Source organism: Clostridium septicum (genome assembly GCF_003606265.1).
GTDB classification, from domain to species: Bacteria; Bacillota; Clostridia; order Clostridiales; family Clostridiaceae; genus Clostridium; species Clostridium septicum.
Genome location: NZ_CP023671.1, coordinates 1502563 through 1519677, shown reverse-complemented (window position 1 = coordinate 1519677; position 17115 = coordinate 1502563). Strand labels below are relative to the sequence as shown.

The following is a 17115-nucleotide window of genomic DNA, read 5'->3' as shown; positions in this document are numbered from 1 at the left end:
ACCAAAAGCCTTCAAAATTTTTGTTCTTTGAAAATTGCACATGAATTAAAAACAACTTAAGTGAGAATCTAAATTTATGATTTAGTTATTCGAACTTACTCCTGAAAGCGTATGTGAACAGGAGTTTCAGATTAACGAAAGTTAATTGAGAAGTGACAACAAGCCAAGAATAATATTCTTTGTGAAAGTAAATTAACTCTTTGTAAAAGAGAACCGTATAGGTCAAGCTACAAAGGGCGCATGGTGAATGCCTTGGCATCAGGAGCCGATGAAGGACGTGATAAGCTGCGAAAAGCTTCGGGTAGGCGCACATAGCCAGTGATCCGGAGATCTCCGAATGAGGAAACTCACATGGGAAACCCCATGTATCCTGTAATGAATAAATAGTTGCAGGAAGGTAAACCCAGGGAACTGAAACATCTAAGTACCTGGAGGAAGAGAAAGAAAAATCGATTTTCTAAGTAGCGGCGAGCGAAAGGGAAAGAGCCCAAACCAGAGATTTATCTCTGGGGTTGCGGACAGAACATAAAATAAACTAATTTGTAACCGAAAATAACTGGAAAGTTAGGCCATAGAGTGTAATAGCCACGTAGGTAAAACAAAAAGGTTTAGAGTTCTGATCCAGAGTACCACGAGACACGTGAAACCTTGTGGGAAGCAGGGAGGACCACCTCCCAAGGCTAAATACTACCTGATGACCGATAGTGAAGCAGTACCGTGAGGGAAAGGTGAAAAGAACCCCGGGAGGGGAGTGAAATAGAACCTGAAACCGTGTGCCTACAACCGGTCAGAGCACCATATGAGTGTGATGACGTGCTTTTTGTAGAACGAGCCAACGAGTTACGGTATGTAGCAAGGTTAAGTACTTAAGGTACGGAGCCGAAGGGAAACCGAGTCTTAATAGGGCGAGTAGTTGCATGCCGTAGACCCGAAACCGGGTGACCTATCCATGGCCAGGTTGAAGCGGGGGTAAAACCCCGTGGAGGACCGAACCACGTTGCTGTTGAAAAAGCATGGGATGAGCTGTGGATAGCGGAGAAATTCCAATCGAACTCGGAGATAGCTGGTTCTCCTCGAAATAGCTTTAGGGCTAGCGTCGGATATGAGTAATGGAGGTAGAGCACTGAATGGGCTAGGGGGCGTATCGCTTACCGAACCTTATCAAACTCCGAATGCCATATACTATTAGTCCGGCAGTCAGACTACGAATGATAAGATCCGTGGTCAAAAGGGAAAAAGCCCAGATCGTCAGCTAAGGTCCCAAAGTGTAAGTTAAGTGGAAAAGGATGTGGGATTTCTAAGACAACTAGGATGTTGGCTTAGAAGCAGCCACTCATTGAAAGAGTGCGTAATAGCTCACTAGTCGAGAGATCCTGCGCCGAAAATGTCCGGGGCTCAAACTTACCACCGAAGCTACGGGCTCATCGTAAGATGAGCGGTAGAGGAGCGTCGTAATCGGGCTGAAGTCGTACCGTAAGGAGCGGTGGACTGATTACGAGTGAGAATGTTGGCATTAGTAGCGAGATGTGAGTGAGAATCTCACAGGTCGAAAATCTAAGGTTTCCTGGGGAAGGCTCGTCCGCCCAGGGTTAGTCGGGACCTAAGCCGAGGCCGATAGGCGTAGGCGATGGACAATCGGTTGATATTCCGATACCACTACAATCGTTATTATCGATGGTGTGACGGAGAAGGATAGGATGTGCTAGCGATTGGAAATGCTAGTCTAAGCGTTTAGGGAGTTGAAATAGGCAAATCCGTTTCAACAATCCTGAGGCGTGATGGGGAAGGCCATTAGGCTGAAGTATCTGATTCCATGCTTCCAAGAAAAGCATCTAGAGAGAGAAGTAGTGCCCGTACCGCAAACCGACACAGGTAGATGAGGAGAGAATCCTAAGACCAGCGGAAGAATTGCAGTTAAGGAACTAGGCAAATTGACCCCGTAAGTTAGCGAGAAGGGGTGCCTACGAGAGTAGGCCGCAGAGAATAGGCCCAAGCAACTGTTTAGCAAAAACACAGGTCTCTGCTAAAGCGCAAGCTGATGTATAGGGGCTGACGCCTGCCCGGTGCTGGAAGGTTAAGGGGAACACTTAGCGCAAGCGAAGGTGTGAACTTAAGCCCCAGTAAACGGCGGCCGTAACTATAACGGTCCTAAGGTAGCGAAATTCCTTGTCAGGTAAGTTCTGACCCGCACGAATGGCGTAATGACTTGGGCACTGTCTCAACTGCAAATCCGGCGAAGTTGTAGTGCGAGTGAAGATGCTCGCTACCCGCGATTGGACGGAAAGACCCCGTAGAGCTTTACTGTAGCTTAGCATTGAATTCCGATATTGTCTGTACAGGATAGGTGGGAGACTTGGAAACTAGGGCGTCAGCCTTGGTGGAGTCAACCTTGGGATACCACCCTGACAGTATTGGGGTTCTAACCGGACGCCATGAATCTGGTGACGGGACATTGTTAGGTGGGCAGTTTGACTGGGGCGGTCGCCTCCTAAAAAGTAACGGAGGCGCCCAAAGGTTCCCTCAGAACGGTCGGAAATCGTTCGAAGAGTGCAAAGGCAGAAGGGAGCCTGACTGCGACACCCACAAGTGGAGCAGGGACGAAAGTCGGGCTTAGTGATCCGGTGGTACCTCGTGGGAGGGCCATCGCTCAACGGATAAAAGCTACCTCGGGGATAACAGGCTGATCTCCCCCAAGAGTCCACATCGACGGGGAGGTTTGGCACCTCGATGTCGGCTCGTCGCATCCTGGGGCTGTAGTAGGTCCCAAGGGTTGGGCTGTTCGCCCATTAAAGCGGCACGCGAGCTGGGTTCAGAACGTCGTGAGACAGTTCGGTCCCTATCCGTCGCGGGCGTAGGAAATTTGAGAGGAGCTGTCCTTAGTACGAGAGGACCGGGATGGACTGACCTCTGGTGCACCAGTTGTTCCGCCAGGAGCATGGCTGGGTAGCTAAGTCGGGAAGGGATAAACGCTGAAAGCATCTAAGCGTGAAGCCCCCCTCAAGATGAGATTTCCCATAGCATAAGCTAGTAAGACCCCTTGAAGAACACAAGGTTGATAGGTCAGAGGTGTAAGTGTGGTAACATATTTAGCTGACTGATACTAATAGGTCGAGGGCTTGACCAAAACAATAAGATGAAACTCAGCAGAGCTGAGTGAATTCGAGAAACGAAATCAAAGATTTTGGCTCTCATTCATGTGCAATTTTCAGAGAACATTCTCTGAAAAAGTGAAGTAAGAACTAAACTGAGATTTAATTGTTGAAAAGGAAGCTCAGCATAGCTGAGTGGGTTCGACATCTAAATTAAAGATTTAGGGTCTCACACCATCTGGTGATGATGGCGTAGAGGAAACACTCCTTCCCATTCCGAACAGGAAAGTTAAGCTCTACAGCGTCGATGGTACTGCACGGGAGACTGTGTGGGAGAGTAGAACATTGCCAGGTTAATATGGCTCGATAGCTCAGTCGGTAGAGCAGAGGACTGAAAATCCTCGTGTCCCTGGTTCGATTCCTGGTCGAGCCACCAGGAAAGCATTAGCATAAGCTAATGCTTTTTTTAATGTACAGGAAAGTATAAAAATTTTGCAGGCTGAAAGTTAGATATTATCTAGCTTTTAGCCTTCAAATATGTTAAATTAATTAATTATAAATTAGAGGTTTAACAGATGAAAAAAGGTAAAATAAAAAGAATATTAGAAGACCATTGGAAAGAGTTTGAAAAGTTATATAAAAATAAGATTAGACCTAATGTTAAAAAGGAAGTAGAAAAAGTTTTAAAGTGTAAAGATACAAAGTATGGATTTATTGAATTGAAGTGTAATAATTGTAATACTACAAAGAGAATCGGATTTACATGTAAAAGTAGATTTTGTACTTCATGTGGAAAGATTTATACGGATAATTGGATTGATAATATGTTGGGAAATTTAATAAATGTTAGGCATAGACATATAGTTTTTACTATACCAAAAGAATTAAGAGAATTTTTTGGACTGGATAGACAAAGACTTAAGATATTGCCGAAGTGCGCAGCGAGAGCTGTTACGAGTTGGATGCATAGTTTAAATAGAAAGGAGGAATTCACACCAGGTATAGTAACTGTAATACATACATTTGGAAGAGATTTGAAGTGGAATCCTCATGTACATATGATGGTTACAGAAGGAGGGAGAGGAAATATAACAGAATGGAGGCATATAAGGCACATATCTTATGAATCATTAAGAAAAAGATGGCAAAAGGTTTTGTTAGATGAAATAACTTATATAAATGGAAATACAAAAGAAATTAAATTACTAAAAAATAAACTATATAAAGAGAAAGATAAAGGTTTTTATGTTCATGCTAAAACTGAGATAAAATCAGCGAAGACAGCAGCAAAATATGTAGGGAGATATGTGGGACGTCCTGCGATAGCGGAATCAAGGATTCTTAAATATGATGGTGAAAATGTGACTTATAAATATACTAGACATGAAGATAATAAGGTCATAGTTGAAACTGTACATGTATATGAGTTCATAAAAAGAATAATAAGACATATTCCAGAGAAAAATTTTAAAATGATAAGATACTTTGGAATTTATTCTAGAAGAAGCAAAGGAAAATTTAATTTTATAAAAATGATAGATGAAAAGATATTAAGTATAAGAAGATCTATAGCAACTTGGGAGAATAGAATACTGGCAATAAGTGGTGTAAATCCGTGTAAATGTCCTAACTGTGGTAATAAAATGAGATTTCATGATATTGTATATCCTAAATATGGGTCCATGAGGGAACGGCTGAGAATTAAGATTATAGAAGAGAATGAAGAAAAATTAGAAAAGGCTATAGAAAATTATGCTATTACTAAACGTATATTAAGTGGTAAAATAATTCCGAAAACAACTTAGTTGGAGGAAGTAAAATGAAAACAGAGGAAATATTATATATTTGTACTATTTGCGGAGCTAAAGAAAATATTCCTAAAGAAGTAGTTGAATATTTTGATGAAATGGATCAAAGCAATGTTGATGAACCACCATGCTTTTCATGTGAAAAGTGCGGAGGAGTAATGAGGCCTAAAGAGTATACTGGAGTATATGGAATAAAGTATTAATTAATAGGAAAAATATAGCATAGAACAGATATCGGTTCTATGCTTTTTAAGGTACTTAAAATTAAATTCCCGAAGGGAGCGTGGCGAAAGCCACTTTTTTAATGTACAGGAAAGTATAAAAATTTTGAAGGCTGAAAGTTAGATATTATCTAGCTTTTAGCCTTCAAATATGTTAGATTAATTAATTATAAATTAGAGGTTTAACAGATGAAAAAAGGTAAGATAAAAAGAATATTAGAAGACCATTGGAAAGAGTTTGAAAAGTTATATAAAAATAAGATTAGACCTAATGTTAAAAAGGAAGTAGAAAAAGTTTTAAAGTGTAAAGATACAAAGTATGGATTTATTGAATTGAAGTGTAATAATTGTAATACTACAAAGAGAATCGGATTTACATGTAAAAGTAGATTTTGTACTTCATGTGGAAAGATTTATACGGATAATTGGATTGATAATATGTTGGGAAATTTAATAAATGTTAGGCATAGACATATAGTTTTTACTATACCAAAAGAATTAAGAGAATTCTTTGGACTGGATAGACAAAGACTTAAGATATTGCCGAAGTGCGCAGCGAGAGCTGTTACGAGTTGGATGCATAGTTTAAATAGAAAGGAGGAATTCACACCAGGTATAGTAACTGTAATACATACATTTGGAAGAGATTTAAAGTGGAATCCTCATGTACATATGATGGTTACAGAAGGAGGGAGAGGAAATATAACAGAATGGAGGCATATAAGGCACATATCTTATGAATCATTAAGAAAAAGATGGCAAAAGGTTTTGTTAGATGAAATAACTTATATAAATGGAAATACAAAAGAAATTAAATTACTAAAAAATAAACTATATAAAGAGAAAGATAAAGGTTTTTATGTTCATGCTAAAACTGAGATAAAATCAGCGAAGACAGCAGCAAAATATGTAGGGAGATATGTGGGACGTCCTGCGATAGCGGAATCAAGGATTCTTAAATATGATGGTGAAAATGTGACTTATAAATATACTAGACATGAAGATAATAAGGTCATAGTTGAAACTGTACATGTATATGAGTTCATAAAAAGAATAATAAGACATATTCCAGAGAAAAATTTTAAAATGATAAGATACTTTGGAATTTATTCTAGAAGAAGCAAAGGAAAATTTAATTTTATAAAAATGATAGATGAAAAGATATTAAGTATAAGAAGATCTATAGCAACTTGGGAGAATAGAATACTGGCAATAAGTGGTGTAAATCCGTGTAAATGTCCTAACTGTGGTAATAAAATGAGATTTCATGATATTGTATATCCTAAATATGGGTCCATGAGGGAACGGCTGAGAATTAAGATTATAGAAGAGAATGAAGAAAAATTAGAAAAGGCTATAGAAAATTATGCTATTACTAAACGTATATTAAGTGGTAAAATAATTCCGAAAACAACTTAGTTGGAGGAAGTAAGATGAAAACAGAGGAAATATTATATATTTGTACTATTTGCGGAGCTAAAGAAAATATTCCTAAAGAAGTAGTTGAATATTTTGATGAAATGGATCAAAGCAATGTTGATGAACCACCATGCTTTTCATGTGAAAAGTGCGGAGGAGTAATGAGGCCTAAAGAGTATACTGGAGTATATGGAATAAAGTATTAATTAATAGGAAAAATATAGCATAGAACAGATATCGGTTCTATGCTTCTTAAGGTACTTAAAATTAAATTCCCGAAGGGAGCGTGGCGAAAGCCACTTTTTTATTCTTTATGAAATTAAATGATGATTTTAAAATTAAGTATATTATCCTAAAGGGTAAAAAATAAAATACTCCTTTCGTAGTTTTCTATTAGGCAAGCTTTTGGGAAATCATATGCATGAAAAAATTAAGATAAAATTAAAAAGAGTATGATAATAATTTAATCATACTCTTTTGTAAAGTTAAACTTTATAAGCGTAATTCTTCTATTACAGCCTCAACATGGCCTTTAACTTTAACTTTTCTAAATTCTTTAATAAGAATTCCTTCTTCATTAATTATAAAAGTACTTCGTTCAATTCCGAGTACTTTTTTACCATACATATTTTTTTCTTTTATTACATCATAAAGGGCACACACAGCCTTTTCTTCATCACTTAATAAAATAAAAGGTAAATGGAACTTTTCTATGAATTTATTATGTGAGGATAGAGAATCCTTACTTATTCCAATTACTATGGCATTAAGATTGTTAATCTCATTGTTATTATCTCTAAAGTCACAAGCTTCTGTAGAGCAACCAGGAGTATTGTCTTTAGGGTAGAAATATAATATTACCTTTTTGCCTCTATAATCACTTAGACTATGTTCATTGCCATCAGAGCCTATAAGAGTAAAATCTGGTGCTAATTTACCTAATTCTATCATTGTAACCTCCTACTAACCTTTTTATTTAATTATAATACTATGGATAATTATTATCAATAATAATTATTAGGAGCAATGTAAAAAATTATGTTAAATATAATATACAATACTTCTAATTCTGATATAATAAGAGATATAACTATAAACAATAAAGGAGATTTTTATAAATGCAAGATAAAATTTTAGCAACAGTAGCAGGCAAAGAAGTTAAGATGTCAGATTTACAAAGTTTAGTTATGAGATATCCAGAGGATAAAAGGGCATATTTTCAAACTGAAGAGGCTATGAAACAATTATTAGAACAAGTTATAGCTTTTGAATTAATGGCTAATCTAGGAGAAGAATTAAATCTTAATACTACTGAAGAATTTAAAGCTAATTTAAAAAATGTTGAAAGAGAATTATTAACTCAAGTAACAATGAATAAAGTGTTATCAGAAATAACAGTTACTGATAAGGAAGCTTTAGATTTTTACAATGAAAATAAAAATATGTTTGTAGAACAACCTACAGTATCAGCTAAGCATATATTAGTTGATTCAAAGGAAACTTGCGAAAATGTAAGAAAAGAAATTGAATCAGGAGAAGTTACTTTTGAAGAAGCTGCTAGCAAATATTCAAGTTGTCCATCAAAAGAACAAGGTGGTAGCTTAGGAGCGTTTGGTAGAGGAATGATGGTGCCAGAATTTGAAGATGCTGCATTCAAATTAGAAATAGGAGTTGTAAGTGAACCAGTACAAACTCAATTTGGATATCATTTAATAAAGGTTGAAGATAGATCAGAAGAAAAAACTGTAGATTTTGAAAATGTAAAATCACAAATAGTAAATAAATTAATTCAAGAAAGACAACAAAGAAAGTATTTAGACGTTGTTAAAGAGTTAGAAGCAAAGTATGGAGTTACTAGAAATTAATTTTATCTATATAAGGAATTTAATTATTTAATATAAATTAATTAAAATAAAAGCATCTTGGGAGACAGTAGATAGTTTTGTGTAAAAACAAAACTATCTACTGTTTTTTTGTATTAACAGTTGGAAGTTTTGGAATAATATACTATATAAATTAGGAGGAATTATTATGACAAGAAAAATTGATACCAACTTTGATTACAACGAGGAAATTAAAAGATGTAAAACAATCGATGATGTGATGGGTAAAAACGGATTAATACAAAGATTAGTTAAAGATGTTCTTGAAAATATATTAGAAGGTGAAATGGAAGAACATCTAGGAAGAAATAAATATGAACGTGTAGAAGTAGTTGATCAAACTAAGAAGAACTACAGGAATGGTTATAGTCGCAAAAATTTAAGAAGTTCCTTCGGTGACGTCGACCTAGACGTACCCCGTGATAGAAATGCTGAATTTGAGCCACAAATTATAAAAAAATATGAAACTGTGTGTACTGAGTTATATAAAAAGATTATATCTTTATATGCTAAAGGTATGTCAACATCTGATATTCAGGCTGAAATTGAAGACTTATATGGAATAACTATATCACCATCGATGGTATCTAAAATAACTGATAAAGTGCTTGCTAGCGCCGCCGAATGGCAAAATAGAGCATTAGATAAAATATATCCAATAGTTTATTTAGATGCTATGTACTTTAAAGTTAGAAGTAATGGAAAGATAGTTAACAAGGCTGTCTATATATGCTTAGGATACACTATGGAAGGATATAAAGATATTTTAGGTATATGGGTTGATGAAGCTGAAGGTGCTAAATTCTGGTTAGGAATTTGCAATGATTTAAAAAATAGAGGTGTAAAAGAAATTTTAATTGCTTGTATGGATGGATTAAAAGGGCTTCCACAAGCTATAAAAACAGTATTTCCATCAGTAAATATTCAAACATGTATTGTTCATCAAATAAGAAATTCAATAAAATACATAGCTTCAAAAGATAAAAAAGCATTTATGAAAGATTTGAAGGAGGTTTATAAGGCTACAACAGAGGAACTTGCGTTAGCACAGCTAGATAATTTAAAGGAGAGATGGGGAGATAAATATGGAATAGTAATAGATTCCTGGTATAATAATTGGAGTAACCTTTCAACATTTTTCGACTTCTCTCCAACTATAAGAAAGATGATTTATACTACAAATATCTTAGAAGGTTTTAATCGTCAAATACGTAAATTCACTAAAGTTAGAGTCATATTCCCAACTGATGAATCTTTAAATAAGTGTGTTTACTTAGCAACGATGGAGATACTAGAAAAATGGACTCAGCCTATACATAATTGGGGTGCTACGTTAGCAGAGCTATCAATAATATTTGAAGATCAATTAAAAGATGAATTAGCTTAAAAGCTTGTACTTTTTATAAATTATATGCATACTATTAGATTTTTTTGAAATACTAAAAAAGGTAATAAGAAACATTATTAGTATTTCTTAAATATAAAAAAATATTACTGGAAATGAAAATTTCCAGTAATATTAAAATAATAAAAATGATAATTACACAGAATTATCTATTCTCTCCATCTTGGAGGAAAATCCAAGATGCTTTTATTTTATATAAGTTCAGTATAATCATTTATATATTTATCAGAAAGTTTCATAAGTTCTTCTTTTTGATTTTCTGAACTTTTATCATATACTGCTATAACTTTCATTCCAGCAAGTTTTGCGCCGTTAATTGCTTGGACAATATCCTCAAAGACAACACAATCTTTTGGAGATATATTGAGTTTATTTGCGGAAAGAAGATATACATCGGGATAGGCTTTATTTCTTTTTACTTCATCGGTAGTTGTTATGGCATCGAAATAGTGATATATACCATTATTTCTTAATGTGGCCTCTAGTAAGGGGGTGGAATTACTTGTAGCAAGTGCTATTTTTATATTATTATCCTTTAGTTTATTTAAATATTCAGATACACCTTTTTTTAGTTTGATTTTATTTGAATAATAATCTAATGCCATTGTATTCCAAGAATTAATTATTTCTTCAACTGAATTTTCTAGTTTAAATCTATTTTTAAAATATAAGGCTGTTTCATTAAAACTTAAGTGTGTTATTTCATCTTTAAGGTTATTAGGAACTTTATGGCCTATAGCTGATAAATAGTCTATATCTATTTGTTCCCATACCCACATAGAATCTACAAGAGTTCCATCTAAATCAAAAATTGCTGCTTTTATGTTCTGCATTAATTTAATCACTCCTAGTATATACTTTAATTTTATATTATAACAAATTTAAAAAAATAATCAACGAAATAGCATTTTATAATAGTATGATAGTATAAGAAAAAACCGCTGCTAAAGGCAACGGATATTATTTAGAAATCACGTTCTAAAATATGAATTTTTTCAGGACTTTTGAAATCATCTAAAGATGTTATATTTAAATCATTTAAAATATTATCTAATATATTACTATGAGTTGCAATTTTTATAGATGAATTATATGCAAAATCATCTACAGCTTTTTTTCCATCTTCTTTAGATACTAATATCTTAGGACCACCTACACATCCGCCAATGCAACCCATACCTTCGATGAAGTTAGCATCTAAACTACCTTCTTGAGCTTTAGCGAGAACCTCTTTGCAGTTTTTAACGCCTTCTGCTTGAACGGCTTTAAATAACTTATGCTTTTCAGGATATAGCTCTTCTACAGCTTCAGAAATTGCAATTGAAACACCTCCTGTGCGTGCGTATAATCTTCCTCCACGAGAAGCGTATTCAATTGAAGGGACTCCTTGTAGGGATGATGGGCAAATATCTAAAGCATTAAAAATTTCTTTTAATTCTTGAAATGTAAGAACAAAATCAATTGCATCAGATAAATCTTTTTCTTTAGCTTCTGCTTTTTTAGCTATACAAGGCCCTATAAAAACTACTTTAGCATCTTTATTTAGTTTTTTAATAACTCTTCCAGCAGCAACCATTGGAGAAACTGAAGGAGAAAGGTCTTTAACTAATGATTTATACACTTTTTTTAGTATACCTACCCACATAGGACAACAGCATGAGGTAATCATTAAATCAGAAGAACTTTTAACATGTTTATTAAATTCAACAGCTTCTTTTATTGTTAGCATATCGGCAGCAAAAGCTACTTCAATCATATCAGTAAAGCCAAGGTTTATAAGAGCAGCTCTCATTTGATCCATTGTTGTATTGGGACCCCATTGCCCACTTATAGCAGGAGCAACTGCTGCAATTACTTTAGTATTATTTTTTATTAATTCCATTATAGGTAAAAATTCTACTTTATCAATAAAATTACCATTATCACAAGCATCTATACATAGACCACAATCTATACAGCGCTCATTGTCTATTACTTTAGTATTATTCTCTTTATTATCAATTATTGCATCAAATGGACATGCTAGTTGACATTTAGGAATTTCATCTATGTTTTCAGAGCATTTTCCAAAGCAATTTTGTAATTTCTCAACAATCTTTTGATGAACATTATAGTTGGTAATAGCTTTTTTTAAATTGTAGATATAGTTTTCATCATATTTAATGTTGCAACCACATAAGGATGAAATAACAGAAAACGTTTCCTCAGGACTTTTATTAGAATTGGATAATATCTTTTTTATAGTTTCATCGAAATTACCATCATAATATGACTTAACAAGTTCATTAAACCAATCAGTATATTCTTTATTCATTTTATACCTCCAAGAAAAAGTTACAAATAAAAGTGAATTTTAATATATAATTAGTATCTTTAATTTTTATAAATAATATTACTTAAATTTATAATTTAAAAGGAGAGATAGTTATGCCAGTATTAATATTATGTATTTATATTGCTATTATTCCTATTGTATTATCTTTTTGTAAAGCTGCTGGGATTGATGAAAGATTTAGAGAAGGTGAAGAGTATATAGAAAATGATTCAAACAAATAAGAAAATATCTAACATTATTTTGGAGATATGAGTTTTTTCAATTAGGTGATTCCTATGAAGTTTATGGAAGGAGAATTTGTATAGCAGTTACTATTATTTTTATTCTTTAGGAGAATATATTTAGTTTTAAGAATAGGATTAATTTAGTCACAATTTAGATATTTATATAATTTCCTAAAGAATAAAAAAGCTAGGTATCTAATACCTAGCTTTTTGGTCGGGGTGACAGGGATTGAACCTGCGACCTCATGGTCCCAAACCACGCGCGCTCCCATCTGCGCCACACCCCGAAGTACATTATTTATTATAGTTACTTACATCATTTATGTCAATACATTTTTTATATAAATATTGAAAATATGAATCTTTTAATTTAGTATATATTAGTATTAAGGTAAAATTACATAGAGGAGGTACTAAAGTTGAGAGGAAGTACTATTGTAATGATAATGGCAAGTATAGGTTTTATACTTATTGGTTTAGTAATTTTAAGTAGTAAAAAGATTAAAAGCCTAATGTCAGATGTGAAAATTTATACAGATACTAAAAAATTTATCAGTTTTAATGGAATGTTTAATATAGGTATAGGAGTAATTGGATTATTACTAGGTAGTTTAGATTATTTTTATGCAGAACTATCTAAGTATATAGTGATAGTTTTCATAATAATAATGGTAACAGCATCTTTAATTCAAAATAAGCTAAGTAAAAAATATAAAAAGTTTTAATTATAAAAGGAGATATTTTATTTAAAAATGTCTCCTTTTATATGGTTAAAATAGATGAAAATAGGTGTATTTTAGAAGATAGGTAAAAATAAGAATTTATTAAGAAAAAATTAAGAATTTTTAAATGAAAATTAACATTATATTATAATAATATTAAGATTAAATCCCTGCTGAAGCAAGGATTTAATTAGCGTTAAGGAGGTTTTAATATTAAAAAATATTGGTTTAGAAGATAGAGGTTAAATCTCATGTATACATTTACACCCTCTGAGTGTCAGCTTTTTAAAAAAAATTACCATTGTCCAAAGTTTCCATAAGTGTTATAATGGTAACATATCACGTAGGAGAGGGGGATGGTCTGAGGACCAGGATACGTATGAGAAAGAAAATATTATCAGCGGTTATCGCAGGAGTTTTAGTATTAACTTCAGGTGTGCCTGCCTTTGCGACACCAAACCAAGAAGTTACGGAAAATCAAAAAAAGTATGAAGAAATAACTAATAAGATTAATGGCATTCAAGGCGAAATATACAAATTGAATATGGAAATAGATCCACTTGCAGAAAAAGTAGAAAATAATAAAAAAGAAATGCAAATTATAAAAGAAGAAATTCAAAACACTACTAAAGAAATTGAAACATCAAAAATTGAAATGAAGGAAAAGGAAGAAGTCCTAGGTAAGAGGTTAAGAGAGTTATATAAGTCAGGTGGACAAAGTAGCTACTTATCAATATTATTTAGCGCAGAAAGCTTTAGTGATTTCATATCTAAATTAGATTCTACAACTAGATTAGTTAACATAGACAAGAAGGTTGTAAAAGATATATTAGATAAGCAAGAAAAGATGAATGCTAAAGTTGCTTCATTAGAAGAAAAGAATAGCGAAATAGTTAAAGTTAATGAAGAAACTGAAAAAGCTTTAGTTGAATTTGAAAGTAAGAGAAAAGAGCAAGAAGTTTTAATTAATTCAGCAAAAGAAGAGCAATCTAAGTTTGATGAAGAATTCTTATCAGTTGCTGAAAGAAAATTAGTTGAACCACAATTAGCAGTTTTAAATTCATCAAGTTCAGTAGATGAAATACAAAGTGCTATTGAGCAATTAAGAAGTATTAGAGATAATCAACTTAAGAGTCCAATAGTAGTTGAAGAAATTGATGAGGCTATTGAAGCTGCAAAAATAAAGGTTGATGATTTAAAAGCACAAGCTGAAGCACAAGCTCAAGCTCAAGCACAAATTCAAGCTAGTAAACCAAGTACACCAAATAGAGGGGACAACCCTACTGTAAGCGGATCAGCTTCAGGTATAGTAGGTTATGCTTATGGATTATTAGGTAGACCATATGTATGGGGAGCAACAGGTCCTGATTCATTTGACTGTTCAGGATTTACAAGTTATGTTTATAGAAATGCAGCAGGAATAGAAATAACAAGAACTACTTATAGTCAATTAGGACAAGGTAGAGCAGTATCTCAAGGTGAATTAGAACCAGGTGATTTAGTATTTACGTATGGCGGTGACCATGTAGGTATTTATGTAGGTGGAGGAAGTTATATTCATGCACCTCAACCAGGGGATACCGTTAAAGTATCTCCAATTACTTCATTCCATGCAGCTAGAAGAATAATAGAATAATTAAATTGATTTTAAAACTCCGGTCTTTTAAATGGCCGGAGTTTATTTAAGTTAAAAGCTATTAATTGTAAATTAATATTTGTTAGGGTATAATTAGAAAAAAGAAAATAAAGGATGATAACATGGAAGAAAGAGTACAATTGCTAGAGGATGAATCAATAGATGATTTACAACTGAAAAATCTTTATTTAATCCAAAAGAAGAATGCGTTTAGATTTGGAGTAGATGCAGTTCTTTTATCTGATTTTGCAAATGTTAAGACAAAACATAGAGTTATAGATATATGTACTGGAACTGGAATTGTACCATTTTTGATTTATGGTAAGTATTCACCAAAGTCTATAGTTGGATTAGAAATTCAAGAAGAAATGGTTGAAATGGCAAAGAGAAGTGCAAAATATAATAACTTAGAAGAAATAATTACTTTTAATCAAGGGGATTTAAAAAATAAAAAATTACTTGATTCTTTAGGAAAGTTTGATGTGCTTACTGTAAATCCACCATATAAGTTAAATAATGCAGGAATTTTAAATCCTAATGATAAACTAGCAATAGCTAGACATGAAATCATGTGTACATTAGAAGATGTAATAATAGCCTCTAGAAGGCTTTTAAAGGATAATGGACGTATGTATATAGTACATAGACCGGAAAGATTAATAGATATATTTGAGCTTATGAGAAAGCATAAAATTGAACCAAAGAGAGTTAAAATGGTTCAACCTAATGCTAAAAAGGCTCCAAATATCGTTTTAGTAGAAGGGCAAAGGGATGGAGGAGCATTTTTAAAATGGGAAGCTCCTTTATGTGTATATAATGAAGATGGAACTTATACGAAAGAATTAAATGAGATATATGGAAGAGAGGGATAGTAGTGGCACAAGGAAAACTATATTTAGTACCTACACCTATAGGTAATTTAAAAGATATAACCCTTAGAGCTTTAGAGGTTTTAGAGAATGCAGATATAATAGCAGCAGAGGATACTAGACAGAGTTTAAAACTTTTAAACCACTTTAACATTAAAAAAAGTTTATTTAGTTACCATCAGCATAATGAACAAGGAAAAAGTGAAGATATAATAGCTAAACTAGAAGATGGTTTAAATGTTGCATTAGTAACTGATGCTGGTACACCGGGAATTTCTGATCCGGGAAGTGTTATTGTTACTAAATGTATTGAAAGAGGAATAGAATTTGAAGTCTTGCCAGGAGCTACAGCAATAACTACGGCTTTAGTATATTCAGGAATAGATACAACTAAGTTTGTTTTTAGAGGTTTTTTACCTAGAGAAAATAAAGAGAGGAAACCAGTAATAGAAGAACTTTTGAATGTTAAAGATACACTTATATTTTATGAAGCTCCACATAGGCTTTTAGATACTTTAGGATATTTAAAAGAAAACTTAGGAGATAGGAAGATAGCTATATGTAGAGAGTTAACAAAATTACATGAAGAAATATATAGAGGAACAATATCAGAAGGTATAAAGTATTTTGTAGAAAATAGACCTAGAGGAGAGTTTGTTTTAGTTTTAGAAGGAAAATCAGAGGAAGAAATAAAAGCTGAGAAAGAGGCTTTATGGAGTGATTTAACTATAGAAGAACATATTTTGAAGTTTATGGAACTTGGAATAGATAAAAAAGAAGCTATTAAGAAAGTAGCAAAGGAAAGAGGAGTACCTAAAAAAGAAATATATAAATATTCTACTAATATGTAGTAAATGCCCCCGTTAGAATTTAAACTAACGGGGGCATTTACATAAGAACTAAGTTAAAGAGTTATGTATTAAAAAAATAAATTATTTTTTTAATTCAGTTAAACACTTTTCGCAGATGTTCTTACCTTTGTAGTTAACCACGTCTCTAGCATCGCCACAGAAAATACAAGCTGGTTCATATTTCTTTAATATGATTTGTTCACCATCTACATATATTTCTAAAGCATCCTTTTCAGCGATATCTAATGTTCTTCTTAATTCTATAGGAATAACTATTCTTCCTAATTCATCTACTCTTCTTACAACTCCAGTTGATTTCATTATATTTCCTCCTTAAAACAAGTTTCGACATCTTGTAACTTAATATTACTAAATATGTAATTAAAAGTCAATATTAAAATGATAAGTTTATTTAAAATTTACAAATTTTTTATATATGCAAACTTCATAAATAAAATATACTACCATATATTAGAAATGTCAATAGGGTTTAAAAAAATTTCCAAAAAATACATAGTCCTATAAATGGCTTGTACTCTAGGATTGTTTAATGATTTATAAATAAAACAGCTAAAAAATTGAAAATTTAACTTACATAACAAGAAAAAAATGTAAAAAAATAAATTGTTGTAATAAAATATTTTATGTCGAAT

Annotated in this window: 15 protein-coding genes, 2 tRNA genes and 2 rRNA genes; 14 read left to right on the top strand and 5 right to left on the bottom strand. The window is 32.8% G+C overall.

The window, feature by feature from the left end; all coding sequences use genetic code 11:
• Nucleotides 1–220: 220 nt before the first annotated feature.
• From CP523_RS06690 to CP523_RS06660, 7 genes are all read left to right on the top strand, one after another.
• Nucleotides 221–3124: ribosomal RNA gene (locus CP523_RS06690) — 23S ribosomal RNA — on the top strand.
• A 202-nt stretch (nt 3125–3326) separates the two neighbouring features.
• Nucleotides 3327–3443, top strand: a 5S ribosomal RNA gene (gene rrf, locus CP523_RS06685).
• Nucleotides 3444–3449: 6 nt separating this feature from the next.
• Nucleotides 3450–3525 (top strand) — tRNA-Phe (locus CP523_RS06680).
• A 139-nt stretch (nt 3526–3664) separates the two neighbouring features.
• Nucleotides 3665–4894 carry an IS91 family transposase gene (locus CP523_RS06675; RefSeq protein ID WP_120140379.1) on the top strand — a complete coding sequence of 410 codons (1230 nt, stop codon included), beginning with the start codon at nt 3665–3667 and terminating at the stop codon, nt 4892–4894.
• 14 nt (nt 4895–4908) lie between these two features.
• Entirely contained in the window at nt 4909–5100 is a 192-nt protein-coding gene (locus CP523_RS06670; protein WP_066677279.1) for a hypothetical protein, read from the top strand.
• 207 nt (nt 5101–5307) lie between these two features.
• Nucleotides 5308–6537 carry an IS91 family transposase gene (locus CP523_RS06665; protein ID WP_120140379.1) on the top strand — a complete coding sequence of 410 codons (1230 nt, stop codon included), beginning with the start codon at nt 5308–5310 and terminating at the stop codon, nt 6535–6537.
• 14 nt (nt 6538–6551) lie between these two features.
• Complete coding sequence (locus CP523_RS06660; protein WP_066677279.1) at nt 6552–6743, top strand: hypothetical protein; 192 nt, start codon at nt 6552–6554, stop codon at nt 6741–6743.
• A 286-nt stretch (nt 6744–7029) separates the two neighbouring features.
• On the opposite strand, the gene bcp is transcribed toward CP523_RS06660, so the two are convergent.
• A complete protein-coding gene (gene bcp / locus CP523_RS06655; RefSeq protein ID WP_120140722.1) occupies nt 7030–7488 on the bottom strand; it encodes a thioredoxin-dependent thiol peroxidase in 459 nt (152 codons plus the stop codon).
• Nucleotides 7489–7655: 167 nt separating this feature from the next.
• On the opposite strand from bcp, the gene CP523_RS06650 reads away from it, so the two are divergent.
• Together CP523_RS06650 and CP523_RS06645 are read left to right on the top strand one after the other, a co-directional pair.
• Nucleotides 7656–8402 (top strand): peptidylprolyl isomerase, encoded by a 747-nt coding sequence (locus CP523_RS06650; protein WP_120140721.1) that lies wholly within the window; start codon nt 7656–7658, stop codon nt 8400–8402.
• A gap of 166 nt (nt 8403–8568) precedes the next feature.
• Entirely contained in the window at nt 8569–9807 is a 1239-nt protein-coding gene (locus tag CP523_RS06645) for an IS256 family transposase (RefSeq protein WP_120140720.1), read from the top strand.
• A gap of 209 nt (nt 9808–10016) precedes the next feature.
• Here CP523_RS06645 and CP523_RS06640 read toward each other — a convergent pair whose 3' ends face one another.
• Both CP523_RS06640 and CP523_RS06635 read right to left on the bottom strand, forming a co-directional pair.
• Nucleotides 10017–10658: an HAD family hydrolase gene (locus CP523_RS06640; RefSeq protein ID WP_066677489.1), complete on the bottom strand. Its 642-nt coding sequence runs from the start codon at nt 10656–10658 to the stop codon at nt 10017–10019.
• Nucleotides 10659–10789: 131 nt separating this feature from the next.
• On the bottom strand, nt 10790–12139 hold the full coding sequence (locus tag CP523_RS06635; RefSeq protein WP_120140719.1) for a [Fe-Fe] hydrogenase large subunit C-terminal domain-containing protein: 1350 nt from the start codon (nt 12137–12139) through the stop codon (nt 10790–10792).
• A 113-nt stretch (nt 12140–12252) separates the two neighbouring features.
• Between CP523_RS06635 and CP523_RS16475 the strand changes: the two genes are divergently transcribed.
• Entirely contained in the window at nt 12253–12381 is a 129-nt protein-coding gene (locus CP523_RS16475; RefSeq protein ID WP_265586018.1) for a hypothetical protein, read from the top strand.
• A gap of 214 nt (nt 12382–12595) precedes the next feature.
• On the opposite strand, the gene CP523_RS06630 is transcribed toward CP523_RS16475, so the two are convergent.
• A tRNA-Pro gene (locus CP523_RS06630) sits at nt 12596–12671 on the bottom strand.
• A 132-nt stretch (nt 12672–12803) separates the two neighbouring features.
• Between CP523_RS06630 and CP523_RS06625 the strand changes: the two genes are divergently transcribed.
• The 4 genes from CP523_RS06625 to rsmI all read left to right on the top strand — a co-directional run bounded on the left by CP523_RS06625 (nt 12804) and on the right by rsmI (nt 16462).
• The gene (locus tag CP523_RS06625; RefSeq protein ID WP_066677483.1) at nt 12804–13109 is read left to right on the top strand and encodes a hypothetical protein; all 306 of its coding nucleotides are present in this window, start codon (nt 12804–12806) and stop codon (nt 13107–13109) included.
• 376 nt (nt 13110–13485) lie between these two features.
• On the top strand, nt 13486–14742 hold the full coding sequence (locus CP523_RS06620) for a C40 family peptidase (RefSeq protein ID WP_120140718.1): 1257 nt from the start codon (nt 13486–13488) through the stop codon (nt 14740–14742).
• Nucleotides 14743–14864: 122 nt separating this feature from the next.
• Entirely contained in the window at nt 14865–15614 is a 750-nt protein-coding gene (locus CP523_RS06615; RefSeq protein ID WP_066677479.1) for a tRNA1(Val) (adenine(37)-N6)-methyltransferase, read from the top strand.
• Nucleotides 15615–15616: 2 nt separating this feature from the next.
• Nucleotides 15617–16462: a 16S rRNA (cytidine(1402)-2'-O)-methyltransferase gene (gene rsmI / locus CP523_RS06610; RefSeq protein ID WP_066677475.1), complete on the top strand. Its 846-nt coding sequence runs from the start codon at nt 15617–15619 to the stop codon at nt 16460–16462.
• Nucleotides 16463–16543: 81 nt separating this feature from the next.
• Here rsmI and CP523_RS06605 read toward each other — a convergent pair whose 3' ends face one another.
• On the bottom strand, nt 16544–16783 hold the full coding sequence (locus CP523_RS06605; protein WP_066677473.1) for an AbrB/MazE/SpoVT family DNA-binding domain-containing protein: 240 nt from the start codon (nt 16781–16783) through the stop codon (nt 16544–16546).
• Nucleotides 16784–17115: the final 332 nt, after the last annotated feature.

What these genes read in the sequence shown, in the direction of transcription:
- CP523_RS06675 (WP_120140379.1), top strand. Translation starts at nt 3,665, where the DNA reads ATGAAAAAAGGTAAAATAAAAAGAATATTAGAAGACCATTGGAAAGAG.
- CP523_RS06670 (WP_066677279.1), top strand. Translation starts at nt 4,909, where the DNA reads ATGAAAACAGAGGAAATATTATATATTTGTACTATTTGCGGAGCTAAA.
- CP523_RS06665 (WP_120140379.1), top strand. Translation starts at nt 5,308, where the DNA reads ATGAAAAAAGGTAAGATAAAAAGAATATTAGAAGACCATTGGAAAGAG.
- CP523_RS06660 (WP_066677279.1), top strand. Translation starts at nt 6,552, where the DNA reads ATGAAAACAGAGGAAATATTATATATTTGTACTATTTGCGGAGCTAAA.
- bcp (WP_120140722.1), bottom strand. Translation starts at nt 7,488, where the DNA reads ATGATAGAATTAGGTAAATTAGCACCAGATTTTACTCTTATAGGCTCT.
- CP523_RS06650 (WP_120140721.1), top strand. Translation starts at nt 7,656, where the DNA reads ATGCAAGATAAAATTTTAGCAACAGTAGCAGGCAAAGAAGTTAAGATG.
- CP523_RS06645 (WP_120140720.1), top strand. Translation starts at nt 8,569, where the DNA reads ATGACAAGAAAAATTGATACCAACTTTGATTACAACGAGGAAATTAAA.
- CP523_RS06640 (WP_066677489.1), bottom strand. Translation starts at nt 10,658, where the DNA reads ATGCAGAACATAAAAGCAGCAATTTTTGATTTAGATGGAACTCTTGTA.
- CP523_RS06635 (WP_120140719.1), bottom strand. Translation starts at nt 12,139, where the DNA reads ATGAATAAAGAATATACTGATTGGTTTAATGAACTTGTTAAGTCATAT.
- CP523_RS16475 (WP_265586018.1), top strand. Translation starts at nt 12,253, where the DNA reads ATGCCAGTATTAATATTATGTATTTATATTGCTATTATTCCTATTGTA.
- CP523_RS06620 (WP_120140718.1), top strand. Translation starts at nt 13,486, where the DNA reads ATGAGAAAGAAAATATTATCAGCGGTTATCGCAGGAGTTTTAGTATTA.
- CP523_RS06615 (WP_066677479.1), top strand. Translation starts at nt 14,865, where the DNA reads ATGGAAGAAAGAGTACAATTGCTAGAGGATGAATCAATAGATGATTTA.
- CP523_RS06605 (WP_066677473.1), bottom strand. Translation starts at nt 16,783, where the DNA reads ATGAAATCAACTGGAGTTGTAAGAAGAGTAGATGAATTAGGAAGAATA.